The sequence below is a fragment of the Acidobacteriota bacterium genome (genome assembly GCA_016196065.1).
Classification (GTDB): Bacteria; Acidobacteriota; Terriglobia; order Terriglobales; family Acidobacteriaceae; genus Acidiflorens.
The window spans coordinates 501382-521448 of record JACPYL010000012.1; the positions used below are offsets into that span (position 1 = coordinate 501382).

Genomic DNA, 20067 nt, shown 5'->3' on the forward strand with positions numbered 1-20067 from the left:
TCCAACATGCACCTGAGCGCCCGAACTTTGTTCGAGACCGTCGCTGCGCTCGGAACGCTCGCCAGCCTTGGCTTTTACGTCCTCTCCGCTTACGGCATCGCAAGTTTCCTGCGGCACACTCGCCGCGCATCCGCAGGATCGTCGTCGCATCCATTCCTTCCGCCCGTCACGATTCTGAAGCCGCTGAAGGGAATCGATCCGCAAATCTGGGAAGCATTTTGCAGCCACTGCGAGCAGAACTATCCCGACTACCAGATTATTTTCGGTGTCGACGATCCGAACGATCCCGCCGTCGAGGTTGTTCGAAGACTGCAGGCAAGATATCCGGACCGGAAGATCGATCTGCTGATCTGCCCGCGAAATCTTGGGACCAACCGCAAGCTCAGCACTCTGGTTCAGATGTTGCCTACTGCGCGCCACGAAATTCTTATCGTGAACGATAGTGATATCCGTGTCGCATCCGACTATCTGCGCCGTGTCATGGCGCCGCTCAAGGACTCCGCGGTCGGAATGGTGACTTGTCTCTACCGTGGAATCGCAAGTCCGAGTCTTGGCTCGAGACTCGAGGCGCTTGGAATCAGCATGGATTTTGTTCCCGGCGTCCTCAGCGCCAGAGTGATTGAACGCGGCATTCATTTCGGATTGGGATCAACGCTCGCTTTCCGCCGCACCGACCTGCAAGCCATTGGCGGCTTCGAAGGCGTGCTCGACTACCTCGCCGATGACTATGAACTTGGTTACCGTATCTCGGCGCTCGGAAAGGGAGTGGAACTCAGCGAAGTCGTCGTCGAAACTTTTCTGCCTGCCTATTCCGTGCGCCAGTTTCTTGACCATCAACTTCGATGGGCCCGCAGCGTTCGCGGCTCGCGCAGTTGGGGATATTCCGGCCTGCTGTTTACATTTGTTCTGCCTTGGGCGCTCCTGACATTGCTGGCCGCGCACGGAGCCGCGTGGTCCTGGTGGCTACTGTTGGCGGCGATCACGGTGCGCGTCGCGGTGGGGTTGACCGCTGCCATGACAGTGATGGGGGATACTCACGCGTTGCGCGATCTCTTTCTTCTTCCCATACGCGATTGCCTTGCGCCGTTCGTTTGGGCAGCAGGCTTGATCGGGAACCGCATCGTGTGGCGCGGCGATGTGTTCTCTCTCAAGGAAGGACGGCTGGAAAGAATCGGCAATGAATCCGGCACCCAGCCGGAAATACAGCGTCTATCACATTGAAGCAAACGGCTGATTAGTGAAGATAATCTTGCCTCCGCGGCGAGCGAGTTCATAAAAAGCCAGGCCACGCAGCTCTTTTGGGCTGTCTTCCTCGGCCCACAGAAACACGCGCTGTGGCCCGTCCCACAAATGCTTGAACGTTTCCGGAGTTTCAAAGACGCGCGGCGCATCTGGAAATTTCGATCCGTACCACATGTTGCCGGCAGGTTCACGCAGGCTGCGCAATGGCACTCCCGTATAGAAGTTCAGCGCCGAAGCGTTCTCATACTTCCCAATCACGACGATCACATCACCGGGCCGGTACTGCTTCTGAATCGCCATCGCCAGATCTTTGGACGAGAGGATCGGAGAAAAGAGTATGAACGCGGAGTGCACGCACGCCAGGACGACGATCATCATCAACGCCAGCATCGCGTTGCCAAGTTCCGCATGATTGCGGCGGCGGAAAACCAGGTTTAACAGAGTGCCCAGCAGCAACGCGAGCGCGACGCCTAACAGTGGACCCCTGAATACGCCCATCGCTTGCGGCGTAAGATCCAGAAAGTGCCCGAACGAGAGCGCGTAATCTTCAGGATGTTTCTTCAGCAGGTCCGACAATTCCGTTCCCGGTGTGGGCGGTTTCGAAAACCAGAGCAGGGCAAATCCCACCGCCGCGACGACGATCCCAACCACCAGCAACGCTGTCGCGGATCGGACTCCTGCGCGTCGTTCCGCGCTCGCCGCCGCAGAAGTTCGCTCGCGGCCAAGCCATCCACCGATCAGCAGCGCCATCCCCGGAATTGCTGGAATCGTGTAGTACTCCTGTCGCGTCGAAAAGCTGAAGAAGCCGACAATCACCAGTGCCCACAAAATGAACAGCAGATTCGCACGCTGGCGACGCGACATCTGCGATCGGAACTCCCGCCACCGTCGCGGAACTTCCAACATACCTTGCGGAACGAAAGCGCTCCACGGCACCAGCCAGACGATCAACAGCGCCCAAAACAATAAGAGCGGAACGGTGTCATAGTCGCGCGGCACACGCTTGTTCAGGAAGCGTAAGAAATGCTCGTTCACAAAATAGAACCATAGAAATCCGCGCACTTGTCCTTGCGCAGGATTCGCCAGTTCCGCCAAAATGTGCCACGGCGCCGCGATAGCAAAGAAGATCACCGCGCTCGACGGCAGACGCAGCTTGAGAAAGTGCTTCAGATTTCCCGTCAGCAGCAGATAGAGTCCAATCGCACCCGCCGGAAACACCAGGCCGATTAACCCTTTGGTCAGGACATTGAGCGCACACACGGCCGCCAGTCCCCAACACACCCATCGCGAAGGCTTCTCTTCTTCCAGCGATTTCAAAAACAGCCAGTAAGTCAGCGTGAGCCAGAGTCCGACAGGCACATCGGGAATCAGAAATCGCGTGAACAGGTACGGACCAAGCGCAGTCGCCATCACCAGTCCGGCATCGAATCCGCCTTCCGAACCAAAGGCCCAACGCCCCATCCCGTAAGTCGCCAGGATCATTCCCAGCACGCCAAGCATCAATGGGAAGCGCGTACTCCATTCACTGACCCCGAATACCGTGTAGCTCGTGGCGACACTCCAATACATCAGTGGCGCTTTTTCCAGGTAGCGCACACCGTTTGCATACAGCGTGACCCAGTCATGCCGCAGCACCATCTCCCGCGCCGCTTCGGCATGCACAGTGTCTGCATCATCGAGCAGAGCGGGCGTGGAAAGGCCGACTATGTAAATGATCAACCACAGAGTTGTAAGGGTAAGAACGGCGATGCGCCAATCCGAAAACAATTTTCCCGGACGATGAATCGGGTCGTTTTGTAGCGGCTCGGCCCGGAAGGCCTCAGCAGAAGTCATTGAGCGAACGCTCATTATAAGGATAAAGTCAGCAAACGTCCTGATAGAAGCCGGAAGCGGCCGCACAGGAACTCAGTCTGCTGCCACCGCGCCCGAACCTTTGCCTCCGGCCACTTCGCGGTAGATGGCAAGAATTCTTTCCACCGAACTGGTCCACGAGAAACGTTTGGCCTGATCGTAGCCTCGCTGCTTCATACGCGTACGAAGCGCCGGATCCAGCAGCGCTCTCTGCAGCGCTCGTTGAATTTCAAAAACGTTCTCTGGATTCACCAGCAGCGCCGCATTGCCCGCCACTTCCGGCAGACTCGATGTGTTCGACGTCACTACTGGAGTTCCGTGTGCCATCGCTTCGAGCGGGGGTAATCCAAAGCCCTCGTAGAGCGATGGGAAGACGAAGACCTTGGCCACGTCGTAAAAAATTCTCAACACTTCGATCGGAACGAAACCAAGGAATCGCACATCATTCTGTACGCCGCTCCGGACCACTGTACGCCGCAGGCCAGGATGTCCGGAAAGATCGTCGCCGATGATGATCAGCTTCAGATCCGGTAGTTGCTGTTCTTTTTCCAGCTCGGTTTTCAGCGCCGAGAACGCCTCGATCGTTCGCACCACATTCTTGTGCGGACGAATCGCACCCGCATACAGTAGAAACGGATAATTCACCTGGTATCGCTCGGCGATCAGATCGCGGTCCGCGTGCGATGCGTGTCCATGGAGGAAGCGCTCGTCGATCGCGTTGTACACCACTTCCATACGCTCGTCTGGAATGGCAAAAGTTTTTTGGACTTCACTCCGTGTGAACTGCGAGACGGCAAGAACCCGCGCCGCCTTCCGAAGCGCCCGTCGAGTCAGTTGCAGTTGCAAATTGCGCCGAATATTCGAGCGGTCGCGCGCGCCGTACATGTGGTCCAGCAGATCGTGGACCGTCACCACGTACGGACAAGGCAGCCCGCGCGGAATCCAGAACAGATGCGGGATGTGAACGACATCGCACTGCAACCGCCGCACAATCGCCCGGAACTCCAACCCGCCCTTCACGGTGTTTTCCAGATCGGCTAACGGTACTGCGTGGAAATTGGGCGGCAGCGGGCCGCACTCGTCGACTTTGGCAGGCATGCCAATCAGGAAATAGTCGCTCTCGCGATCCAGGCGAGCCAGCGTCCGGACCACGTTGCGGATATAGGTGCCAATCCCGAATTCCGTCATGCGACGGATGTCGATGGCGACTTTCACGAAAGGAATTTAAACACAGTGAAGGTGCCTACCGCAGTATTTCGTTCGAGGGTCGTATATAACAAGCCCTTCCCTAGATTCTGTCATCCCGAACGAAGTGAGGGATCTGCAGTCCCCGGCAAGATGCAGATCCCTCGCTTCGCTCGGGATGACAGTATCTTTTGAGGATAGGAATGGCAGTTCTATTGAAGATAGGAATGACAGTTCCGTTGAGGGTAGGAAGGCGACGCTGCAGGTCACCGGTGGCGCAGTCGCAAACTCTCCCAACTCCCGTCGGAGGCCCATCCGCCATCGACTGAAAGCGCATGGCCATTGACGAAACTGCTCTGCATTGGGTCGGCGAGGAACGCGACTGCCTGCGCGATGTCGTCGGGAGTCGCGAAACGCGCCATCGGCACGCGTCCCGTGATATCGCTGTCCGCATACAGGCCCGCGTCCTGCGCGGAGTCATCCATCGGCGTCTTCACCCATCCCGGACACACCGCATTGCACCGAACGCCTCGTCCACCCCACTCCGCTGCGAGCGTGCGCGTTAGTCCGATGAGTCCGTGTTTCGAAGTGTTGTAAGCCGCGCGATCCGCCACTCCTAGCAATCCTGCCACCGACGCGATGTTGATGATGCTCCCCGACCGCTGTCGCAACATGATGCGCCCGAAGGCGCGGCAGAGAAGAAACGGCCCAAGCAGATTGATGTCCATCACGCGCCGCCATTCCGCGGCCGTGATGTTTTCCGCCGGCGTAATCGAACTGACGCCGGCATTGTTGACCAGCACATCGATGCGTCCGAAGTGGTTCATCACCAACTCCGCCATGCGCGCGACGGCGGATTCGTCCGCAACATCGCCCAGCACTTCGACGGCATCAACGCCCTGACTCTTTACGCGGGCGAGTGTCTCGGAAGGCGACCGCAAGTCATTCAGCGCGAGCGAGAACCCGCGCTCGGCAAGGACTTCAGCCGTACGTTGTCCGATGCCTTGGGCGGAGCCGGTAACGAGGGCTACTTTCATGAGTCGTATCTCATATCTGGACGGAATACCGCGAGACTACCTGGTGCCAAGACGGATAATGAAATGAAACACCCAAGGCACCGCCGCGATCACTGCAACAGCTTTCACCCAGACGATAGCCACGCGCGCCCAGTCGATAGGCTTTTTGGCTAGCACCTGGAATTCTTTGCTGCCCTGTTCACGAAAAAATCGATAGGTCGCGGTGGGGACAAGAGGGAAGAAAAATATCACCACGAAAAGCGTTGCGTTGTATTCCTCTCCGACTCCGCGTACTTCGACGTTTGATCGCCCGTACAGGCGCTTTCCCATTCCTTGCCCAGACAGTCCCAGCCTGCCCAGATTTAGGTCGTCAAAGTGTTTGTCTTGAGCCTGCTGGGCCGAGAAAGCTGCCAAGCGCTCCGGTGCGTCGAGGCTTCTCCGCCGCAGTTCGGTCGATAGAACTCGTTGCGCTTCCTCGGTCAGCGAATCGAATTCGAGGGCCAGAGTAAGCAGTTCATCGTCGGACTTGGTTGCGTAATCGGGACCGATTCGATCATCCATGGGCAAAACGGTGCCGCGGATCTACGCTCTGACTTCCGCCTTGGCCCGCCGCTCCGCATATAGAGGAAATTCCTCGGCGAGTTCCAGCACTTGAGCCCGGATCTTGGCCAGCGCGCCCGCGTCCGTCCGATGATGCAGCGCCTCCGCGATAAAGTGCGCGATCTGCCGCATCTCCGGCTCTTTCATTCCGCGCGTCGTCATTGCCGGAGTCCCGACGCGAATGCCGCTCGGCTTCATCGGCGGATTCACGTCGAACGGAATCGCATTCTTGTTCACCGTGATGCCCGCTTCTCCCAGTGCCTTTTCCGCTTCGCTGCCCAGCATACCTTTGGCGAACACATCGACCAGCATGACGTGCGTATCCGTTCCACCCGAAACGATGCGGAAACCTTCGGTAGCCAGCGACTCCGCCATCACCTTGGCATTTGCGACAACCTGGCGCGCATATTCCTTGAAACTCGGTTGCATCGCTTCGAGGAAGCACACGGCTTTCGCGGCGACAATGTGGACGAGTGGTCCGCCCTGAATACCCGGGAAAATATTCTTATCGATAGCCGCGCCAAACTCTTGCTTGCTGAGAATCATTCCCGCCCGCGGGCCGCGCAATGTCTTGTGCGTCGTCGAAGTCACAATGTGCGCGTGCGGCACCGGCGACGGATGCGCGCCGCCTGCCACCAGTCCTGAGAAATGCGCCATATCGACCAGGTAGAGCGCGCCAATCTTGTCCGCAATCTGGCGCATGCGTGCGAAATCAATAATCCGCGGATACGCACTGCCTCCGCCGATAATCAGCTTTGGACGTTCCTCCTCAGCGATCCGTTCCAATTCGTCGTAGTCGATGGTCTCGGTTTCCTTGGTGACGCCGTAAGGAATCACTTTGTAAGTCTTGCCCGAGAAATTCAGATGATGCCCATGCGTGAGATGCCCGCCGTGCGCCAGGTTGAGTCCGAGAATCGTATCGCCCGGCTGGAGCACGGAAAAGAACGCTCCCATATTTGCCTGCGACCCCGAATGCGGCTGGACGTTGGCATGTTCGGCGCCGAACAGTTTCTTGGCGCGCTCGCGAGCCAGTTCTTCCACCACGTCGGTGAATTCGCAGCCGCCGTAATAGCGTTTGCCGGGATAACCTTCCGCATATTTGTTCGTGAACACGGAGCCGGCCGCTTCGAGCACGGCTTCGCTGACAAAGTTCTCGGAAGCAATCAGCTCCAGCCCTTCATGCTGGCGGCGAGCTTCGTTATCAATCGCGTTGGCGATCTCGGGATCGACTTCATACAGCGGGCGGTACATCGATGAATTGTTCATAGCGGGCACGGATTATTTTACCCCGTAACCTCCGATTGGCATGACTTCACTACGAATTTGTGATTTGCGGATGTAGGGCGAAGCTTTGCTGTTTCTTGGGCAGAGTTCGGGCACGAAAAAAGGAAGAAATTGGAATCCCCGTGAACGGCACCTCACTGGGGGAATCAAGAAAGTACAAAGTGGCAGAAACGATCAAAAGCGCATTAGTTTTCGAAGCTGTCCGGCTGCTCGGCTGGGCGTGAGTGGACTTTCCCCTCATCCAAATCATCAGCCCGGAGGGCTGACCGACCCTAGCCCAGCGCTTCAGCGCTGGGTAGCCATCAAGTGGATGAATCAAGTCCCGGAGGGACGGCTGACGGTACCCGCTCTTTACTTCCCAATCTGAGCACAGGAATCAAGATCGTAAAAAGTGGGATAACCGATTCAAAGCCTGAGGCATGCTGCCTGAACCGAAGTCAGTTCTAAGGTCAAAGTGGGACAGGCAGGTTCCGCGAACCAAGGGAGTTAACATCATCCCGTCCCGGAGCTCGGCGTCACTCCCGTCCCACTCCTAGCGCATCCGCGACCCGATTGATGTAGTTGAACCAGGACGCAATCAGCGTGATCTGAAGAATCGCCTTGTCGTCAAATCCCACGCCGCGCAAGCCTGCGTGATCCTCTTTCGAGACCTTCGTTGCATCCTTCGTGATCTTCACCACGTAGTCCAACATGAGGCGTTCCTGCGGCGTGATCGGAGCAGTCATGTAGTCGCGCTCCAGCGCCTCCACCATTTCTTTGTCTAAAGTCACGCGACGCAGAAACTCTGCGTGAGACTCGATTCAATACACGCACCGGTTGGTCACCGAGACCATGGTCGCGATCATTTCGTGATGCCGTCGTTCCAGCGGCAGGTCCGGAGACATCAGCGACCCAAACGTGGCGAACGCATGATAAAGAGCCGGCGGAATCAGGGAGTGCGATTCCACGATCTGCGCCCCACCACCTTCGGAAGGATGCACCGGCGTCGCATATTCGACGGGATAAAGGTGCCGTTGTCCCTCAGCCGCGCGCCGCAGTTCCTCATCCGCTTCCGCCAGCGGAATCGTTTTGATCCAAGCCATGGTCGACCTGCTCCTGTTCAGAAGTGTCCCGCCCGATGCAGGCGTCCCGAAACCTTACACGGGGCCTCCGACAATTGCCAATAGCGCGAAAATGTTAGTCGCCCCGCGATTACTTTTGACCGCGTCCGCCCTACTCCCAATGGAGTCTCCACGCCGTCGCGGTCGGCGGTAGAATAAACACGGCCTTGTGATCTGGCTCACCGCGCTGCCCGTCGGCAGTCGCTAACTTCATGTGAGCCAGTAGTGTGAGGGCCTGTTTTCGGCGATTTGTGCTGCCTGCGGTATGCAGTCCATGGCCTCGCACTGCGCCCTGCTGCTACTCCTTGGAGGCTTTGATGCCGCAAGATTCTCTGACCATTACCGACAACCGCACTGGCCAGACCTATACCCTCCCCGTCGAAAATGGAACCATTCGCGCGATGGATCTCCGCAAGATCAAGACCGATCCCGAAGACTTCGGCCTGATGACCTACGATCCCGCCTTCATGAACACGGCATCTTGCCGCAGCGCGATCACCTACATCGACGGCGACAAAGGCATCCTCCGTTATCGCGGATATCCCATCGAAGTCCTCGCCGAGCATTGCACGTATCTGGAAGTTGCCTACCTGATCATGTTCGGCGAACTGCCTACCGCCGCCCAGTTGAAAGAGTGGGTGTTCGAGATCACCCATCACACCATGCTGCACGAGACTACCAAGAAATTCATGGAAGGTTTCCGCTACAACGCGCATCCGATGGTGATGCTGGTCAGCACGGTAGCCGCCCTTTCGAACGTGTATCCCGATTCCAGAAAGATCGATGACCCCGCCAGCCGCCTGCTGCAAGTCAAGCGCCTGATCGGCAAGCTCCCGTCGATCGCGGCGATGTCTTATCGCCACATGGTCGGATTTCCGTACGTCTATCCCGACAACGATCTCACCTACACCGAAAATTTCATGAACATGTTGTGGAAGATGGTCGAGCCGAAATACGCTGCCAATCCAGTCATCGCGCGCGCTCTCGACATTCTTTTCATTCTGCATGCGGACCACGAACAGAATTGCAGCACCAATGCGATGCGTGCGGTGGGCAGTTCGCATACCGATCCGTACCTCGCCACCTCGGCCGCTGCTGCTGCCCTCTCCGGACCGCTCCATGGCGGAGCAAACGAGGAAGTCCTGCGTATGCTCGACGAGATCGGCTCCAAAGACAATGTCCCTGCCTACATCAAGAAAATCAAGGAAGGCAAAGGCAAGCTCATGGGATTCGGTCACCGCGTCTACAAGAACTACGATCCGCGCGCGAAAATCATCAAGTGGGCCGCCGACCGCGTCTTCGAGATCACTGGACGCAACACAAAAATCGAGATCGCCCTCGAACTCGAACGCATCGCGCTCGAAGACGATTATTTCGTGACCCGCAAGCTCTATCCCAACGTCGATTTCTATTCCGGGATCATGTACCAGGCCATGGGTTTCAAGCCGGAAATGTTCACGGTGCTGTTCGCGATTCCGCGAGCCGCAGGATGGCTGGCCCAGTGGCAGGAAATGCTCACCGACCCGGAACAGAAAATCGCTCGCCCGCGCCAGGTCTGGATCGGCCACGAAACCCGTCCCTTCGTACCGATGGAGCAGCGAGGCACCGGAGTTACGGCGCGGTAGAGAAATCAGGCGTGCATGTGATCGCCCAGTTGCCCGAAGCAAGTTCGGGCGCTAATATTTCGTTCCATGCCGAGCGTCGACCGCCGTACTCTCCTTTACCTGTTCGGAATCGCATCCGTCACTCCGCTGTTGCCCGCGCAGACGACGGCCACCAGTACGGTGGTCGTGGCGAATCCCGGCGAGAGCCGGTTCGCGTTTTCCACCCAGCAACAAGCCAAGCTGACTCCCTGCAAGCTGACTTCCGCCGACAGCGGAGGCACTATGACTGCTTTTGAGCTGAGCGCCATGCCGCAGACGGGCCCGTACCTGCACGTCCATCATCGGGAGGACGAGTGGTACTACGTGCTCTCGGGAGAATTCCTTTTCAAGGCCGGAGCCGAATCCCACACTCTGCCGACCGGCGCGAGTATCTGGCTGCCGCGTAACATTCCCCACACTTGGGCCAACACGTCGAACGCGGAGGCCAAACTGATCCTGGTCTGCCAACCGGGCGGATTCGAGAAGTTCTTTGAAGAGATGGGAAATGAGATGGCGAAGGCGTCCTCGGCCGAAGCCCAGCAGAAAATGAAAGAAGTGATGGCCAAGTATGGGATGGAGTTGTTGGGACCTCCACTGTTCAAGCCTTTGCGGGCGGGGCACTGAGGAGAACGAGATTTAACCTCGATGGCGTTTAAGGAAAGTGTCAAGTAGGACAAGAGACGCGTATTCCCCTTGCAGCAAAGAGACCAGCGACCGCTCCGCTCCGCTCCAGCCGCGGCGCGGCGGCATAGGATAGCCCGGCACGTGAGTGCCGGGTAAGCCACGGTACGTCGACAGGAGTCCGCTTTAGCGGACGGCACGAGCGAACCTCCCCTTCGGAAAATCTCACGCAATGCTCCGACTATAATCATGGGATCCTGACAATCAGGCAGGCTCCATGGTCGAGCGGATTCTCATCGTCGATGACGAAGAAACCATCTGCGAGATCATCTCGTCGATGCTCGTTGGTGCCGGGTACGAGTGTCAGGCCACGACTTCGGGAGTCGAGGCGCTGGCATGGCTTCGATCGGGAGCACCATTCGACCTGATAGTGTCTGACATGATGAGGCCCGGTCTCGACGGCCCGGCGTTGCTGGAGCGCGTGCTAGCCGAATTCCCCGCCATACCCCTGATCTTCGCCACCTCAGTTTACGATCATTCCATAGCTCTGGCGGCGCTGCGCAATGGGGCCCGCGGATACCTGAACAAGCCCTTTGAGCCGGGTGAATTGTTATTCATGGTGAGCCGGGTGCTGGAGACCCACCGAATCAAGGCCCACACGGGCCCAGACAAAAGTGAGTTTGATTTATGGACGACAGCCCGGAGTGAGCAACTGCGGAAGACATTGTTAGAGATGGAGGGTGTGGATGAGGAAAAATTGGGCCATGCATGGCGCCAGCTTGATACGTACGGCGAGCAACATCGCCAGCAGGTAGCGGCGTTCGCCGCGGGAGTTGGCCGCGCCATGAATCTTTCGAAGGAGCAAATCAGCGGGCTTGCGCGCGGCGCCTTCATCCACGATGTTGGCCAGATTTCCGCCTTTCGCGACCTGCTCCTCGATTCCGGCAAACTCCTTCCACACGAACTCGCCGCTCTGTGCCGTGGCTGCAACGATGCCTATGCGATATTGAAAACGATCCCCGGCCTGAAAGACGTCGCAGAGACTGTCTATGCATATCAGGAATGTTTCGACGGTACAGGCCACCCGCGCGGACTGAAAGGCAGCCAGATTCCATTGGAAGCGCGAATTATCACTGTTGTCCACGGGATGATTACCGCCAATTGGGGAAGGGGACATCGCGATTACGCGCGGAGTATAGCTTCCGTTAAGGAAGAAATGCAGCGCCGGTCCGGACGACAGTACGATCCGGAAATTGTGGAGGCAATTCTCCCGATGTCCGCAGACGACTGGGAGGATGTGGATGCGGAGACGCGATTGATGCGGTGGTAATGGCCGCGGCGTGAAAAAATGAGAGTCGCGCGAAACAACCTACGAGGATAGGCCCGTGGAATCCCACCTTTCGAAAACCGCGAAAGGTAGGGCACCCGTCGGCGGCCTGGGGTTCAAAGGGGGGCCACCCGCCATGGTGAATTCCAGTGCTATCGATCCCTTCATACATCACGACACGGCACGTGTTTTCTGTGCGTCTCTGCCACAGCAACGCTTGTACCGTTTGCCGCTACCGCAAGTGCAGCGGGAGTTACGCGATATTCCAACCGATGACGGTGTCACCTTCGTCGGATAGTCGTGTTCCGTCCCACGAGAAATCTTGACGTTCTTCAGCAGTCCCAATTCATTTTGGATTGCTCTTGCTTCTCGTTCCTCAGCATCCGTCCAGTCCGTGGCATCGTAGTAGAGCGCGTCCTCCGTATGAGGAGAACCGTCGAGCCCAACCTCCGTGGCAATTCCAACGATGTGTTCAGCACCTCTGTGCTCGAGCTTTGTCACCATGCAGTAGTCGGAGAGAAGTTGCCGACGGGCGGTTCGATTCTCGTGTTCCGGCACACTTGAGTAGTGTGGGAATGCGAGGAAAACGTAATGAGGATCACCGGGGTTCGACGGAAGAATTAGGCGCACTCCCCAGTGATCACGCGGCGTGATGGCAACCTTCTCGAGAAGGGCATTCGACAACATTCTTCGACGTGTCCGGGGCTCCTTCGCCATGAACCGGAAAATTCTTTCCTGTTCGCTAACGCCAGCCGGACTTGCTTCATACTGGGTACCCTGCATGACATGATGACTGAATTTCTCGATCAACCCGTCCCAGAAATAGCTAACCTTGTCTGCCTCCAATTGCGCCGCCCTCTCCGGACTAACAAGGAATCGCTCCCAATGACCTTCCGTCAGAGCTACTGCATCGTATCCGCCGGGAAACACAAAGTCGTGGCGTTCTTCTGAATTGAGGTGCCCAAGATAGTAGGCGAGCAGCTCTTCTTCCCCGGTTGCGCTGATTTTCGTATTGCCAGCGAAAAGCCTTTCCTTACTTTGCAGATACCACACAAAATCTGTAATTGTGTCGAGCGTCTTCACAACGATGTCAAGTGTCGTGTCATCGAAAACGTGCACATACCCCTCGGAAGTATCTCCAACCCAACCAATAGTGAAGGGGATATCGTAATGACGATTTCCTGCGACGTCTGACATCAACATCAGGCTTCCGCTCCCACCACCCAACCTCTTGAACGGCTTGCTGACTCCGTGGGCCACAACGATACGGTGAAATATCGCATCTCCCGGAGTCGGCAGAGCGATCGGAAATCTGTTACGGCACGCACGGTCTAGGAAGAGTCGCGCCGGGAAGCTTCGTATCCACCTTTCCGCGCCTCGAACCTGATCAGCGGATTTCAGCACTGCCTTGCGGAACCACCTCGACCACGCCAAGTTGATGTCGTTGCCTTCCTCAAAACGGCAGTGTTTGTCGGAGAAGATGATTACGTGTTGACCGCATACGACGAGTAAGTCACAAACCTCTTTTCCTTCTCGACCGGGGCCCATCTGGTCTCGGTAGATTCCTGGATAGCTCCAAAGCGAGAGGAAGGTCCGAGAGCATAGATCATGCAGGTAACGCTCGGACGGAGTTTGAGCAACGGATTTTGAAATCGGCTCCATAATAGGAAAAGGCACGGCGTTTGCCGTGCCTTGCACTTCACGGTAGACGTCTACTGATTTCTACGACTTGTTAAATCTCTGCGGTCAAAGCCGTCCAGGCTTCTGTTCTCGTTTCGGCAAGGCTAGAGCCATGCCCTTCCCGAACGACTATCGGCGATGCTTCAGATAGTCACTCAACGAATTCGAGTTCGTTTCCCGCAGCACAGTTCCGAGCTTCGCATCGCTACGGAAGTCGTCGGCGAAACCATCGCCATACTCCTCCCGAAGCGTACGCACGAGTGTGTCGCTACGCTTACGACGAATCTCGCCGTCCGCGTCTCTACACCGATCATCTAATCCGTGATTGCAGTGGTCGTTACTCAAACATCCTCCCAAATCCTAGCTGCAGCCGCTTGTGCTACCGCAGCTCATGCAGCGGTAGCAACTTCCGTTTCGCGTCATGATCGAACCGCAGAAGCTGCAGGATGGGGCATCGCCCATGTCCACGATCCCGGACAACGCATCGGCTGCATGAATGGAACCGGCTCTCAGATCACGATTCTCCGTTCCCAGTGGAAGCGTCGGGGAGCTTTCAACGCCTGAAGTCCCTTCCGGCGCAGGAGATCCCAGCGCTCGGGGACGCAGGTTTTCGAACAGCAACTGTTGCTGTCCGCTGAGGAAGCGCAGTTGGAGCCAGCGGAAGATGTAGTCCATGATCGACTTGGCAAAGCCAATGTCGGTATTGCTCGACCAGCCGCTCGGTTCAAAGCGCGTGTGCGCGAACTTTTCGCAGAACAGTTTCAGCGGCACGCCGTGTTGCATCGCGATCGAGACGGCCAGCGCGAAGCTGTCCATCAGGCCGGAAACAGTCGAGCCTTCTTTCGCCATCTTGATGAAGATCTCGCCCGGCTCGCCATCGGGATACAGGCCGACGATGATGTAGCCTTCGTGGCCTCCGATATTGAACTTGTGCGTGACCGACATCCGCTCTTCTTTCAACTTGTGCCGCACCGCTCGCGGAGGCGCGTCGAGACTCATCTCTTCCACATGATGAGCGGCATTTCGGGCAGCATCATCTTTGGTCGAGTTCGCGGTCTTCGATCCGGCAGCCGACAATGGTTGCGATTGCTTGCAGCCATCGCGATACACTGCGACCGCTTTCAATCCAAGCTTCCATGCCTGGATGTAAGCCTCCATGATGTCTTCGACTGAAGCAGCATTCGGCAGATTGACCGTCTTCGAAATCGCACCCGAAATAAACGGCTGCGCCGCCGCCATCATCTTCAGATGTCCCATGTAATGGATCGACCGAGTCCCCTTCGCCGGCTTGAAGGAGCAATCAAACACAGCCAGATGATCGTCCTTGATGTGCGGAGCGCCTTCGATCGTCCCCGTCGCATCGATGTAAGAAACAATCGCGTCCGTCTGTTCGTGGGTGTAACCGAGTTTGAACAACGCACCCGGGACGGTGTTGTTCACAATCTTGATCATCCCGCCGCCCACCAACTTCTTGTACTTCACCAACGCCAAATCCGGCTCAATCCCGGTAGTGTCGCAATCCATCATGAACCCAATCGTTCCGGTGGGAGCGAGGACGGTTACCTGGGAATTGCGGTAGCCGTGCTTTTCACCGTTGGCGAGAGCTTCGTCCCAAGTGGTTTTCGAGGCTTCGAGTAATGATGGGGGGACGTTCTTCGCGCTGATGTTGTTGACGCTGGCGCGGTGCATGCGGATTACATCAAGAAATGGTTCGCGGTTGATGTAGAAGCCGGGGCAGGCGCCGCCGGGCATGGCTTCGGCGGTGGTGACTCCGAGGCGATTTTGTACGATGTCGGTGACGGGCACGAGTGGCGGGCACAATTCGGCGATGCGGCTCGATTGCAGATACGCTTCGCCGCACATGATGGCGGTGACGCAGGCGGCATAGTCGCGTCCGCCGTCGGAATCGTAGGGAAGTCCGGCAGCCATCAGCAGCGCGCCGAGATTCGCATAGCCCAAACCGAGCGGGCGGTATTCGTGCGAGTTCTTGCCGATCATCTCGGTGGGATATCCAGCGTTATCGACCAGAATTTCCTGCGCGGTGATGGTGATGTCCACGGCGTGGCGATAGGCTTCCACGTCAAAGGTGCCGTTGGGCGCGAACTTCAGGAGATTGAGGCTGGCCAGGTTGCAGGCGGAGTCATCGAGGAACATGTACTCGCTGCAAGGATTGCTGGCGTTGATGCGACCTGTGTTTTTCGACGTGTGCCAGCGGTTGACGGTCGTGTCGTATTGCATTCCGGGATCGCCGCAGTGCCACGTGGCTTCCGACAACTTGAAGAGCAGCTCTTTCGCTTTGTAAGTATTGACGACGCGGCCGTCGACGATGGCTCGCGTGGAGAAGTCGGTGTCGCGCAGGACGGAGACCATGAAGTCTTCGGTCACGCGCACGGAGTTGTTGGCGTTCTGGAAGAAGATGGAGCTGTAGGCGTCGGAATCGGGATGCGAACCGTCGTATCCCTGAGCAACCAAGGCGTGTGCCTTCGCTTCTTCTTTCTGCTTGCACTCAATGAAGTCGACGATATCGGGATGGTCAATGTTCAGGATGACCATCTTGGCGGCGCGGCGAGTCTTGCCGCCGGACTTGATCACGCCAGCGAACGCGTCGAAGCCTTTCATGAAGCTGAGCGGGCCGCTAGCGGTGCCGCCGCCACTGAGAGTTTCGGTCGACGAACGCAGCGGAGAGAGATTCGTGCCGGTACCGGATCCCCACTTGAAGAGCATGCCTTCTGTCTTCGCCAAGGTGAGAATGGCGTCGAGCGAATCTTTGACCGAGTTGATGAAGCAGGCAGAGCATTGTGGACGCGTATATCCAGTGACTCCGAATTCCACTTGAGCGGTGGTGGAATTCCAGTGCCAGTTGCGGGCGTCGGAATCGGGCTCGATGCGATCGCAGCCTACGTTGAACCAGACGGGCGAATTGAACGCGACATGCTGGCGGATCAGCAGGTGCACGAGTTCGTCATGGAACGTTGCTGCGTCTTCCGGCGTGCGGAAGTATCCATCTTTCATGCCCCAGTCGCGGATGGTTTCGGCGACGCGGGCGACGAGCTGTCGGACACCAGTTTCGCGCTCGCCGTTGTCCTGGCGCCCGTGAAGATATTTGCTGGCGACGATATTGGTCGCGGTCATCGACCAGTCTTTGGGTGTCTCAACGTCTTTCTGCTCAAAAATCACATTGCCCTGGGCATCGGTGATCTGAGCGAGGCGGAGTTCCCATTCGATTTCGTCATACGGCGACACGCCGGGCTTGGTGAACAGGCGACGGAAGGCAAGACCGGGGGTCTTCTTCTTGTTGACAGGGGTGATCGCGGCTTCTGCTTTTTTAACTTGTTCGCGCACTTCGGGCATTTCCTTCGCTCCTAATTAGATGATGGCGGTGGTGCTTATGATCTTCATGATGCGGGGGTACCGTTCCTATGGACTCTATCTAAACCATTCTATTCCCAGCGCTTACGCGCCAGGCTAAAGAATCATGCCCGTACTGGGCTCACTGAAAAACTGTCTGTCGGACATCCTTCAGAATTTCAAAATTCAAAGATCGCGAAACCATCGCGGCCAAGGCACAGGCCAGCGACGGGGTGAAGCGCCGCCTACCGAAGCCGCAAGGGCTTAGGTTGCGAGGCTTATTTCAGCGGTCTTCCGGTAATTGTGTTCAGGCAATGCCGCGGGCAGAGGAGCCGGGGCTGGGAGAACGGATTCAGACATCGGGATCGGAGTCGTTGGGCATTCAATGCCGTTGCGGGCAAATGACTCGGCGACGAGTTGAATCAAACCTTCCATCGGGGGCTCCTGGAACCGCAAATTCATCGGCTGGCGGGGTGTTCGTCCTCGCCGGCGTCGTTCTTTTGATGAATCCCCCGTGGGGACGCCTAGCCAAGCTAGACCGGGGGAAGTCACCGCTTTATTCCATCCATTTGGGAGGGATGGGACTCCGCTTAGGAAGGATTCGAAGCCACCTCTGACCACGAATCGCCCCTGTTTTTTTGTCCTGGCCCCTTTGCACGGGGTCTAAAAAAGTTCCTACGGGATGCTTAACGTACTCCCGCCAGTTGTGCCTGTCAAGAGAATACCTCTATAGGTTGTGGCCTTAAAGTGCCATAGGTACCCACTTGGGAAAATACCTTAGCTGCGGGCATCGAGTTACGAGCTGCGAGATCGGATTTTTCCCGGAGCATGGCCAGATTCACCCGGCGGCTCCCATCTGAGCCGAAATGCGTTCGTGACCGGACTGCGAAACCCGCACTGGAGGTCTGCCTGGTTGAACGCTGGGATCGGATGAAGTGCGCGGCGACTCCAAAGGTACGTAGATATCCTCGAAGGCTTCGCGCGGAGTGATGCGACGCACGCCTTCCCGGAATTCGACCAGGTAGTCGCCGACCTGGCCGGAATGTTCACGGCCCAACGCATCGGTGAAGACGAGAGGCTCGGTGAGTTGACGTGCTTGCACGAGAAAGCGCGTTCGATAGACGTTCCACGAATGTTCCAAATTCATAAGTCATTCACCCTTGGGGGGAGGGCGTGCGGGTTTCTAGTTGATGGTTCGGCGTGCCAAGCGTTTGTGCCAAAGGTTATGCGACCGATCGCGGCCGCGCGGGGCTGGTTTTTCAGGTGCGAAGTGAAGTGACTGTACGCGGCAACCGGGAGCGGGTCAATACGCAAGAGTTGTGCAAGTGCGAAATTCTTTTTCGCGGATCCGCGCGGCGGAATGCGGATCAAGGGAAGGTTGAATAGGGCGCTCACAAGGCCTTCGAATCGGGCGTTCGCGAGCGCGGACAGAGGAGAGCGTGATTCTTTGCTACACTCGACAGCCGGAATTTGCACAGAGGGTTCCACAGGAATTGCAGAGGTCAGAAGTCAGATTGCAAACGTCAGAGGTCGGATTGCAGAAGTGACAAACGGCTGGATGCAGTGACGTACCCGGAGAATGCGATGCCACGAATCTTCATTGCACTAATGGTTGTCGGATCGTTGTACGTAGCAGTTGCGCAGCAAACCATAGTCAAACCAGCGGGAAACAGCGGAACCATGGTCGAGGGCGGAGCGTTCGTGGAACCTTCGCAACACACAATCTACATCGAGTGCGGTGCCATTTTTGACGGCAAAAGCGAGAAACTGATTCCCAAGGTTCGAGTTGCCGTAACCATGCCAGAGGGAAAGATCGTCGCGATCCAACAACACCGAGAGGGCGTTGGATTTGGAGTCGCATCTGGAACAGTCGAGAGAATCGATTTGTCGCACGAAACTTGCCTGCCGGGGCTGATCGATACTCACACGCACGTCCTGCTGCAAGGTGACATCACGGCGGTAGATTATGACGAACAATTGCTGAAGCAGTCACCGGAGTATCGAACGATCCTGGCCACCGTGAATGCGCGGCGGGCGCTGGAGTATGGGTTTACGACCATTCGCGATCTGGAGACGGAGGGTGCGGGGTATGCGGATGTCGATGTTAAGCGAGCGATTGACAATGGCGTCATCCCGGGTCCTCGAATGCAGGTGGCCACGCGCTCGATGGACGTGACGGGAGCGTATCCGCTGCTGGGGTATGCGCCGAATGTTGAAGTGCCGCATGGCGTGCAGGTCGTGGATGGAGTAGAAGGCGGACGAAAGGCGGTGCGGGAACAACTCAGCCACGGCGCGGACTGGATTAAAGTGTATTCCGACCGGAGCTACCGGCTGCGGGATGACGGTGTGCTCGACGACATTCCAACCTTCACGCTCGACGAACTCCGTGCCATCGTGGACGAGACGCACCGGCAGCGGCACAAAATCGCATCGCACGCGATGGCGCTGAATGGGGTACACAACTCGGTCGAGGCGGGCGTTGATTCCATCGAGCATGGAAACTACATTGCAGAGGAAGATTTGAAGACGATGGTCGCGAAGGGAATCTATTACGTCCCGACAATCTATGTGGGCGAGTATGTAGCGCAGGGACGAGCGGCGGCCGGCGCGCCCGTCTGGGTGAAGATGATCGCGGTGCATGAAGACACTTTTCGGCGAGCCATGAAGGCTGGTGTGAAAATCGCGTTTGGCACGGACGCAGGCGGGTTCGACTGGAAGATCAATCCGGCAAAGGAATTCTCGTCGATGGTGAAATTCGGGATGACACCGGCGCAGGCGCTGAAGTCGGCGACCTCTTCGGCGGCGGAGTTGCTGGGCATGCAGGATAAAGTTGGGACGATTGAAGGGGGGAAGCTTGCGGATATCGTGGCAGTGCCGGGAGATCCGCTGACGGATGTTTCGGTCATGGAAAAAGTGGATTTTGTGATGAAGGGCGGTGTTGTGTACAGGAAGCCCTGACCGCGAAGAGTACGCGACGGGATCCATATTTCAGAGAGTCGGGGCTGAAGCCCAGGTCAAAACAAAGGGCTTTCCGCAGCGGTAAACCGCTGCGCCACGTAAAAGCTTTGGTATAAGCTGGGCGAACCATGAGTGCTTCTAGTTCGATCCGCAAGACGCTGGCCTTGATTGTGGTGCCGATCATGGTCTTGGCTATTCAGAATTCCTTCGCG

At 57.2% G+C, this 20067-nt stretch carries 15 protein-coding genes; 5 read left to right on the forward strand and 10 right to left on the reverse strand.

Features of this window, described 5'->3' with window-relative positions:
• Window positions 1–6 precede the first annotated feature (6 nt).
• On the forward strand, window positions 7–1221 hold the full coding sequence (gene hpnI, locus HY010_14425) for a bacteriohopanetetrol glucosamine biosynthesis glycosyltransferase HpnI (protein MBI3476925.1): 1215 nt from the start codon (window positions 7–9) through the stop codon (window positions 1219–1221).
• Here the strand turns inward: hpnI and HY010_14430 are convergent.
• From HY010_14430 to HY010_14460, 7 genes are all read right to left on the reverse strand, one after another.
• Window positions 1213–3075, reverse strand: coding sequence for a glycosyltransferase family 39 protein (locus HY010_14430; GenBank protein ID MBI3476926.1), 1863 nt, complete (start codon window positions 3073–3075; stop codon window positions 1213–1215). The two genes, hpnI and HY010_14430, sit on opposite strands and share 9 nt — an antisense overlap.
• A 72-nt stretch (window positions 3076–3147) precedes the next feature.
• Entirely contained in the window at window positions 3148–4308 is a 1161-nt protein-coding gene (locus tag HY010_14435) for a glycosyltransferase family 4 protein (protein ID MBI3476927.1), read from the reverse strand.
• A gap of 236 nt (window positions 4309–4544) precedes the next feature.
• Window positions 4545–5315, reverse strand: a complete 771-nt coding sequence (locus tag HY010_14440; GenBank protein MBI3476928.1) for an SDR family oxidoreductase — start codon at window positions 5313–5315, stop codon at window positions 4545–4547.
• A 36-nt stretch (window positions 5316–5351) separates the two neighbouring features.
• Window positions 5352–5855 carry a hypothetical protein gene (locus tag HY010_14445; GenBank protein ID MBI3476929.1) on the reverse strand — a complete coding sequence of 168 codons (504 nt, stop codon included), beginning with the start codon at window positions 5853–5855 and terminating at the stop codon, window positions 5352–5354.
• A 21-nt stretch (window positions 5856–5876) separates the two neighbouring features.
• Complete coding sequence (locus HY010_14450; protein MBI3476930.1) at window positions 5877–7145, reverse strand: serine hydroxymethyltransferase; 1269 nt, start codon at window positions 7143–7145, stop codon at window positions 5877–5879.
• A gap of 548 nt (window positions 7146–7693) precedes the next feature.
• The gene (locus HY010_14455; protein MBI3476931.1) at window positions 7694–7948 is read right to left on the reverse strand and encodes a peroxidase; all 255 of its coding nucleotides are present in this window, start codon (window positions 7946–7948) and stop codon (window positions 7694–7696) included.
• A 30-nt stretch (window positions 7949–7978) separates the two neighbouring features.
• Window positions 7979–8260: a hypothetical protein gene (locus HY010_14460; GenBank protein MBI3476932.1), complete on the reverse strand. Its 282-nt coding sequence runs from the start codon at window positions 8258–8260 to the stop codon at window positions 7979–7981.
• Window positions 8261–8595: 335 nt separating this feature from the next.
• On the opposite strand from HY010_14460, the gene HY010_14465 reads away from it, so the two are divergent.
• From HY010_14465 to HY010_14475, 3 genes are all read left to right on the forward strand, one after another.
• Window positions 8596–9903: a citrate synthase gene (locus HY010_14465; GenBank protein MBI3476933.1), complete on the forward strand. Its 1308-nt coding sequence runs from the start codon at window positions 8596–8598 to the stop codon at window positions 9901–9903.
• Between the two features lie 66 nt (window positions 9904–9969).
• Complete coding sequence (locus HY010_14470; protein MBI3476934.1) at window positions 9970–10545, forward strand: cupin domain-containing protein; 576 nt, start codon at window positions 9970–9972, stop codon at window positions 10543–10545.
• A 274-nt stretch (window positions 10546–10819) separates the two neighbouring features.
• On the forward strand, window positions 10820–11872 hold the full coding sequence (locus tag HY010_14475) for a response regulator (protein ID MBI3476935.1): 1053 nt from the start codon (window positions 10820–10822) through the stop codon (window positions 11870–11872).
• A 168-nt stretch (window positions 11873–12040) separates the two neighbouring features.
• Here the strand turns inward: HY010_14475 and HY010_14480 are convergent, their stop codons facing one another.
• The 3 genes from HY010_14480 to HY010_14490 form a co-directional block, all read right to left on the reverse strand.
• Complete coding sequence (locus tag HY010_14480) at window positions 12041–13417, reverse strand: SEC-C domain-containing protein (GenBank protein ID MBI3476936.1); 1377 nt, start codon at window positions 13415–13417, stop codon at window positions 12041–12043.
• A gap of 492 nt (window positions 13418–13909) precedes the next feature.
• Entirely contained in the window at window positions 13910–16900 is a 2991-nt protein-coding gene (locus tag HY010_14485; protein MBI3476937.1) for a vitamin B12-dependent ribonucleotide reductase, read from the reverse strand.
• An 835-nt stretch (window positions 16901–17735) separates the two neighbouring features.
• Window positions 17736–18044: a hypothetical protein gene (locus HY010_14490; GenBank protein ID MBI3476938.1), complete on the reverse strand. Its 309-nt coding sequence runs from the start codon at window positions 18042–18044 to the stop codon at window positions 17736–17738.
• A 437-nt stretch (window positions 18045–18481) separates the two neighbouring features.
• On the opposite strand from HY010_14490, the gene HY010_14495 reads away from it, so the two are divergent.
• Entirely contained in the window at window positions 18482–19855 is a 1374-nt protein-coding gene (locus HY010_14495) for an amidohydrolase family protein (protein MBI3476939.1), read from the forward strand.
• The last annotated feature ends 212 nt before the right edge of the window (window positions 19856–20067 follow it).

Bases quoted from the DNA above. Each gene is read 5' to 3' on its own strand.
- HY010_14440 (MBI3476928.1), bottom strand. From the start codon at position 5,315: ATGAAAGTAGCCCTCGTTACCGGCTCCGCCCAAGGCATCGGACAACGT.
- HY010_14450 (MBI3476930.1), bottom strand. From the start codon at position 7,145: ATGTACCGCCCGCTGTATGAAGTCGATCCCGAGATCGCCAACGCGATT.
- HY010_14445 (MBI3476929.1), bottom strand. From the start codon at position 5,855: ATGGATGATCGAATCGGTCCCGATTACGCAACCAAGTCCGACGATGAA.
- HY010_14475 (MBI3476935.1), top strand. From the start codon at position 10,820: ATGGTCGAGCGGATTCTCATCGTCGATGACGAAGAAACCATCTGCGAG.
- HY010_14465 (MBI3476933.1), top strand. From the start codon at position 8,596: ATGCCGCAAGATTCTCTGACCATTACCGACAACCGCACTGGCCAGACC.
- HY010_14480 (MBI3476936.1), bottom strand. From the start codon at position 13,417: ATGGGCCCCGGTCGAGAAGGAAAAGAGGTTTGTGACTTACTCGTCGTA.
- HY010_14495 (MBI3476939.1), top strand. From the start codon at position 18,482: ATGCCACGAATCTTCATTGCACTAATGGTTGTCGGATCGTTGTACGTA.
- hpnI (MBI3476925.1), top strand. From the start codon at position 7: ATGCACCTGAGCGCCCGAACTTTGTTCGAGACCGTCGCTGCGCTCGGA.
- HY010_14430 (MBI3476926.1), bottom strand. From the start codon at position 3,075: ATGACTTCTGCTGAGGCCTTCCGGGCCGAGCCGCTACAAAACGACCCG.
- HY010_14460 (MBI3476932.1), bottom strand. From the start codon at position 8,260: ATGGCTTGGATCAAAACGATTCCGCTGGCGGAAGCGGATGAGGAACTG.
- HY010_14490 (MBI3476938.1), bottom strand. From the start codon at position 18,044: ATGAATTTGGAACATTCGTGGAACGTCTATCGAACGCGCTTTCTCGTG.
- HY010_14470 (MBI3476934.1), top strand. From the start codon at position 9,970: ATGCCGAGCGTCGACCGCCGTACTCTCCTTTACCTGTTCGGAATCGCA.
- HY010_14485 (MBI3476937.1), bottom strand. From the start codon at position 16,900: ATGCCCGAAGTGCGCGAACAAGTTAAAAAAGCAGAAGCCGCGATCACC.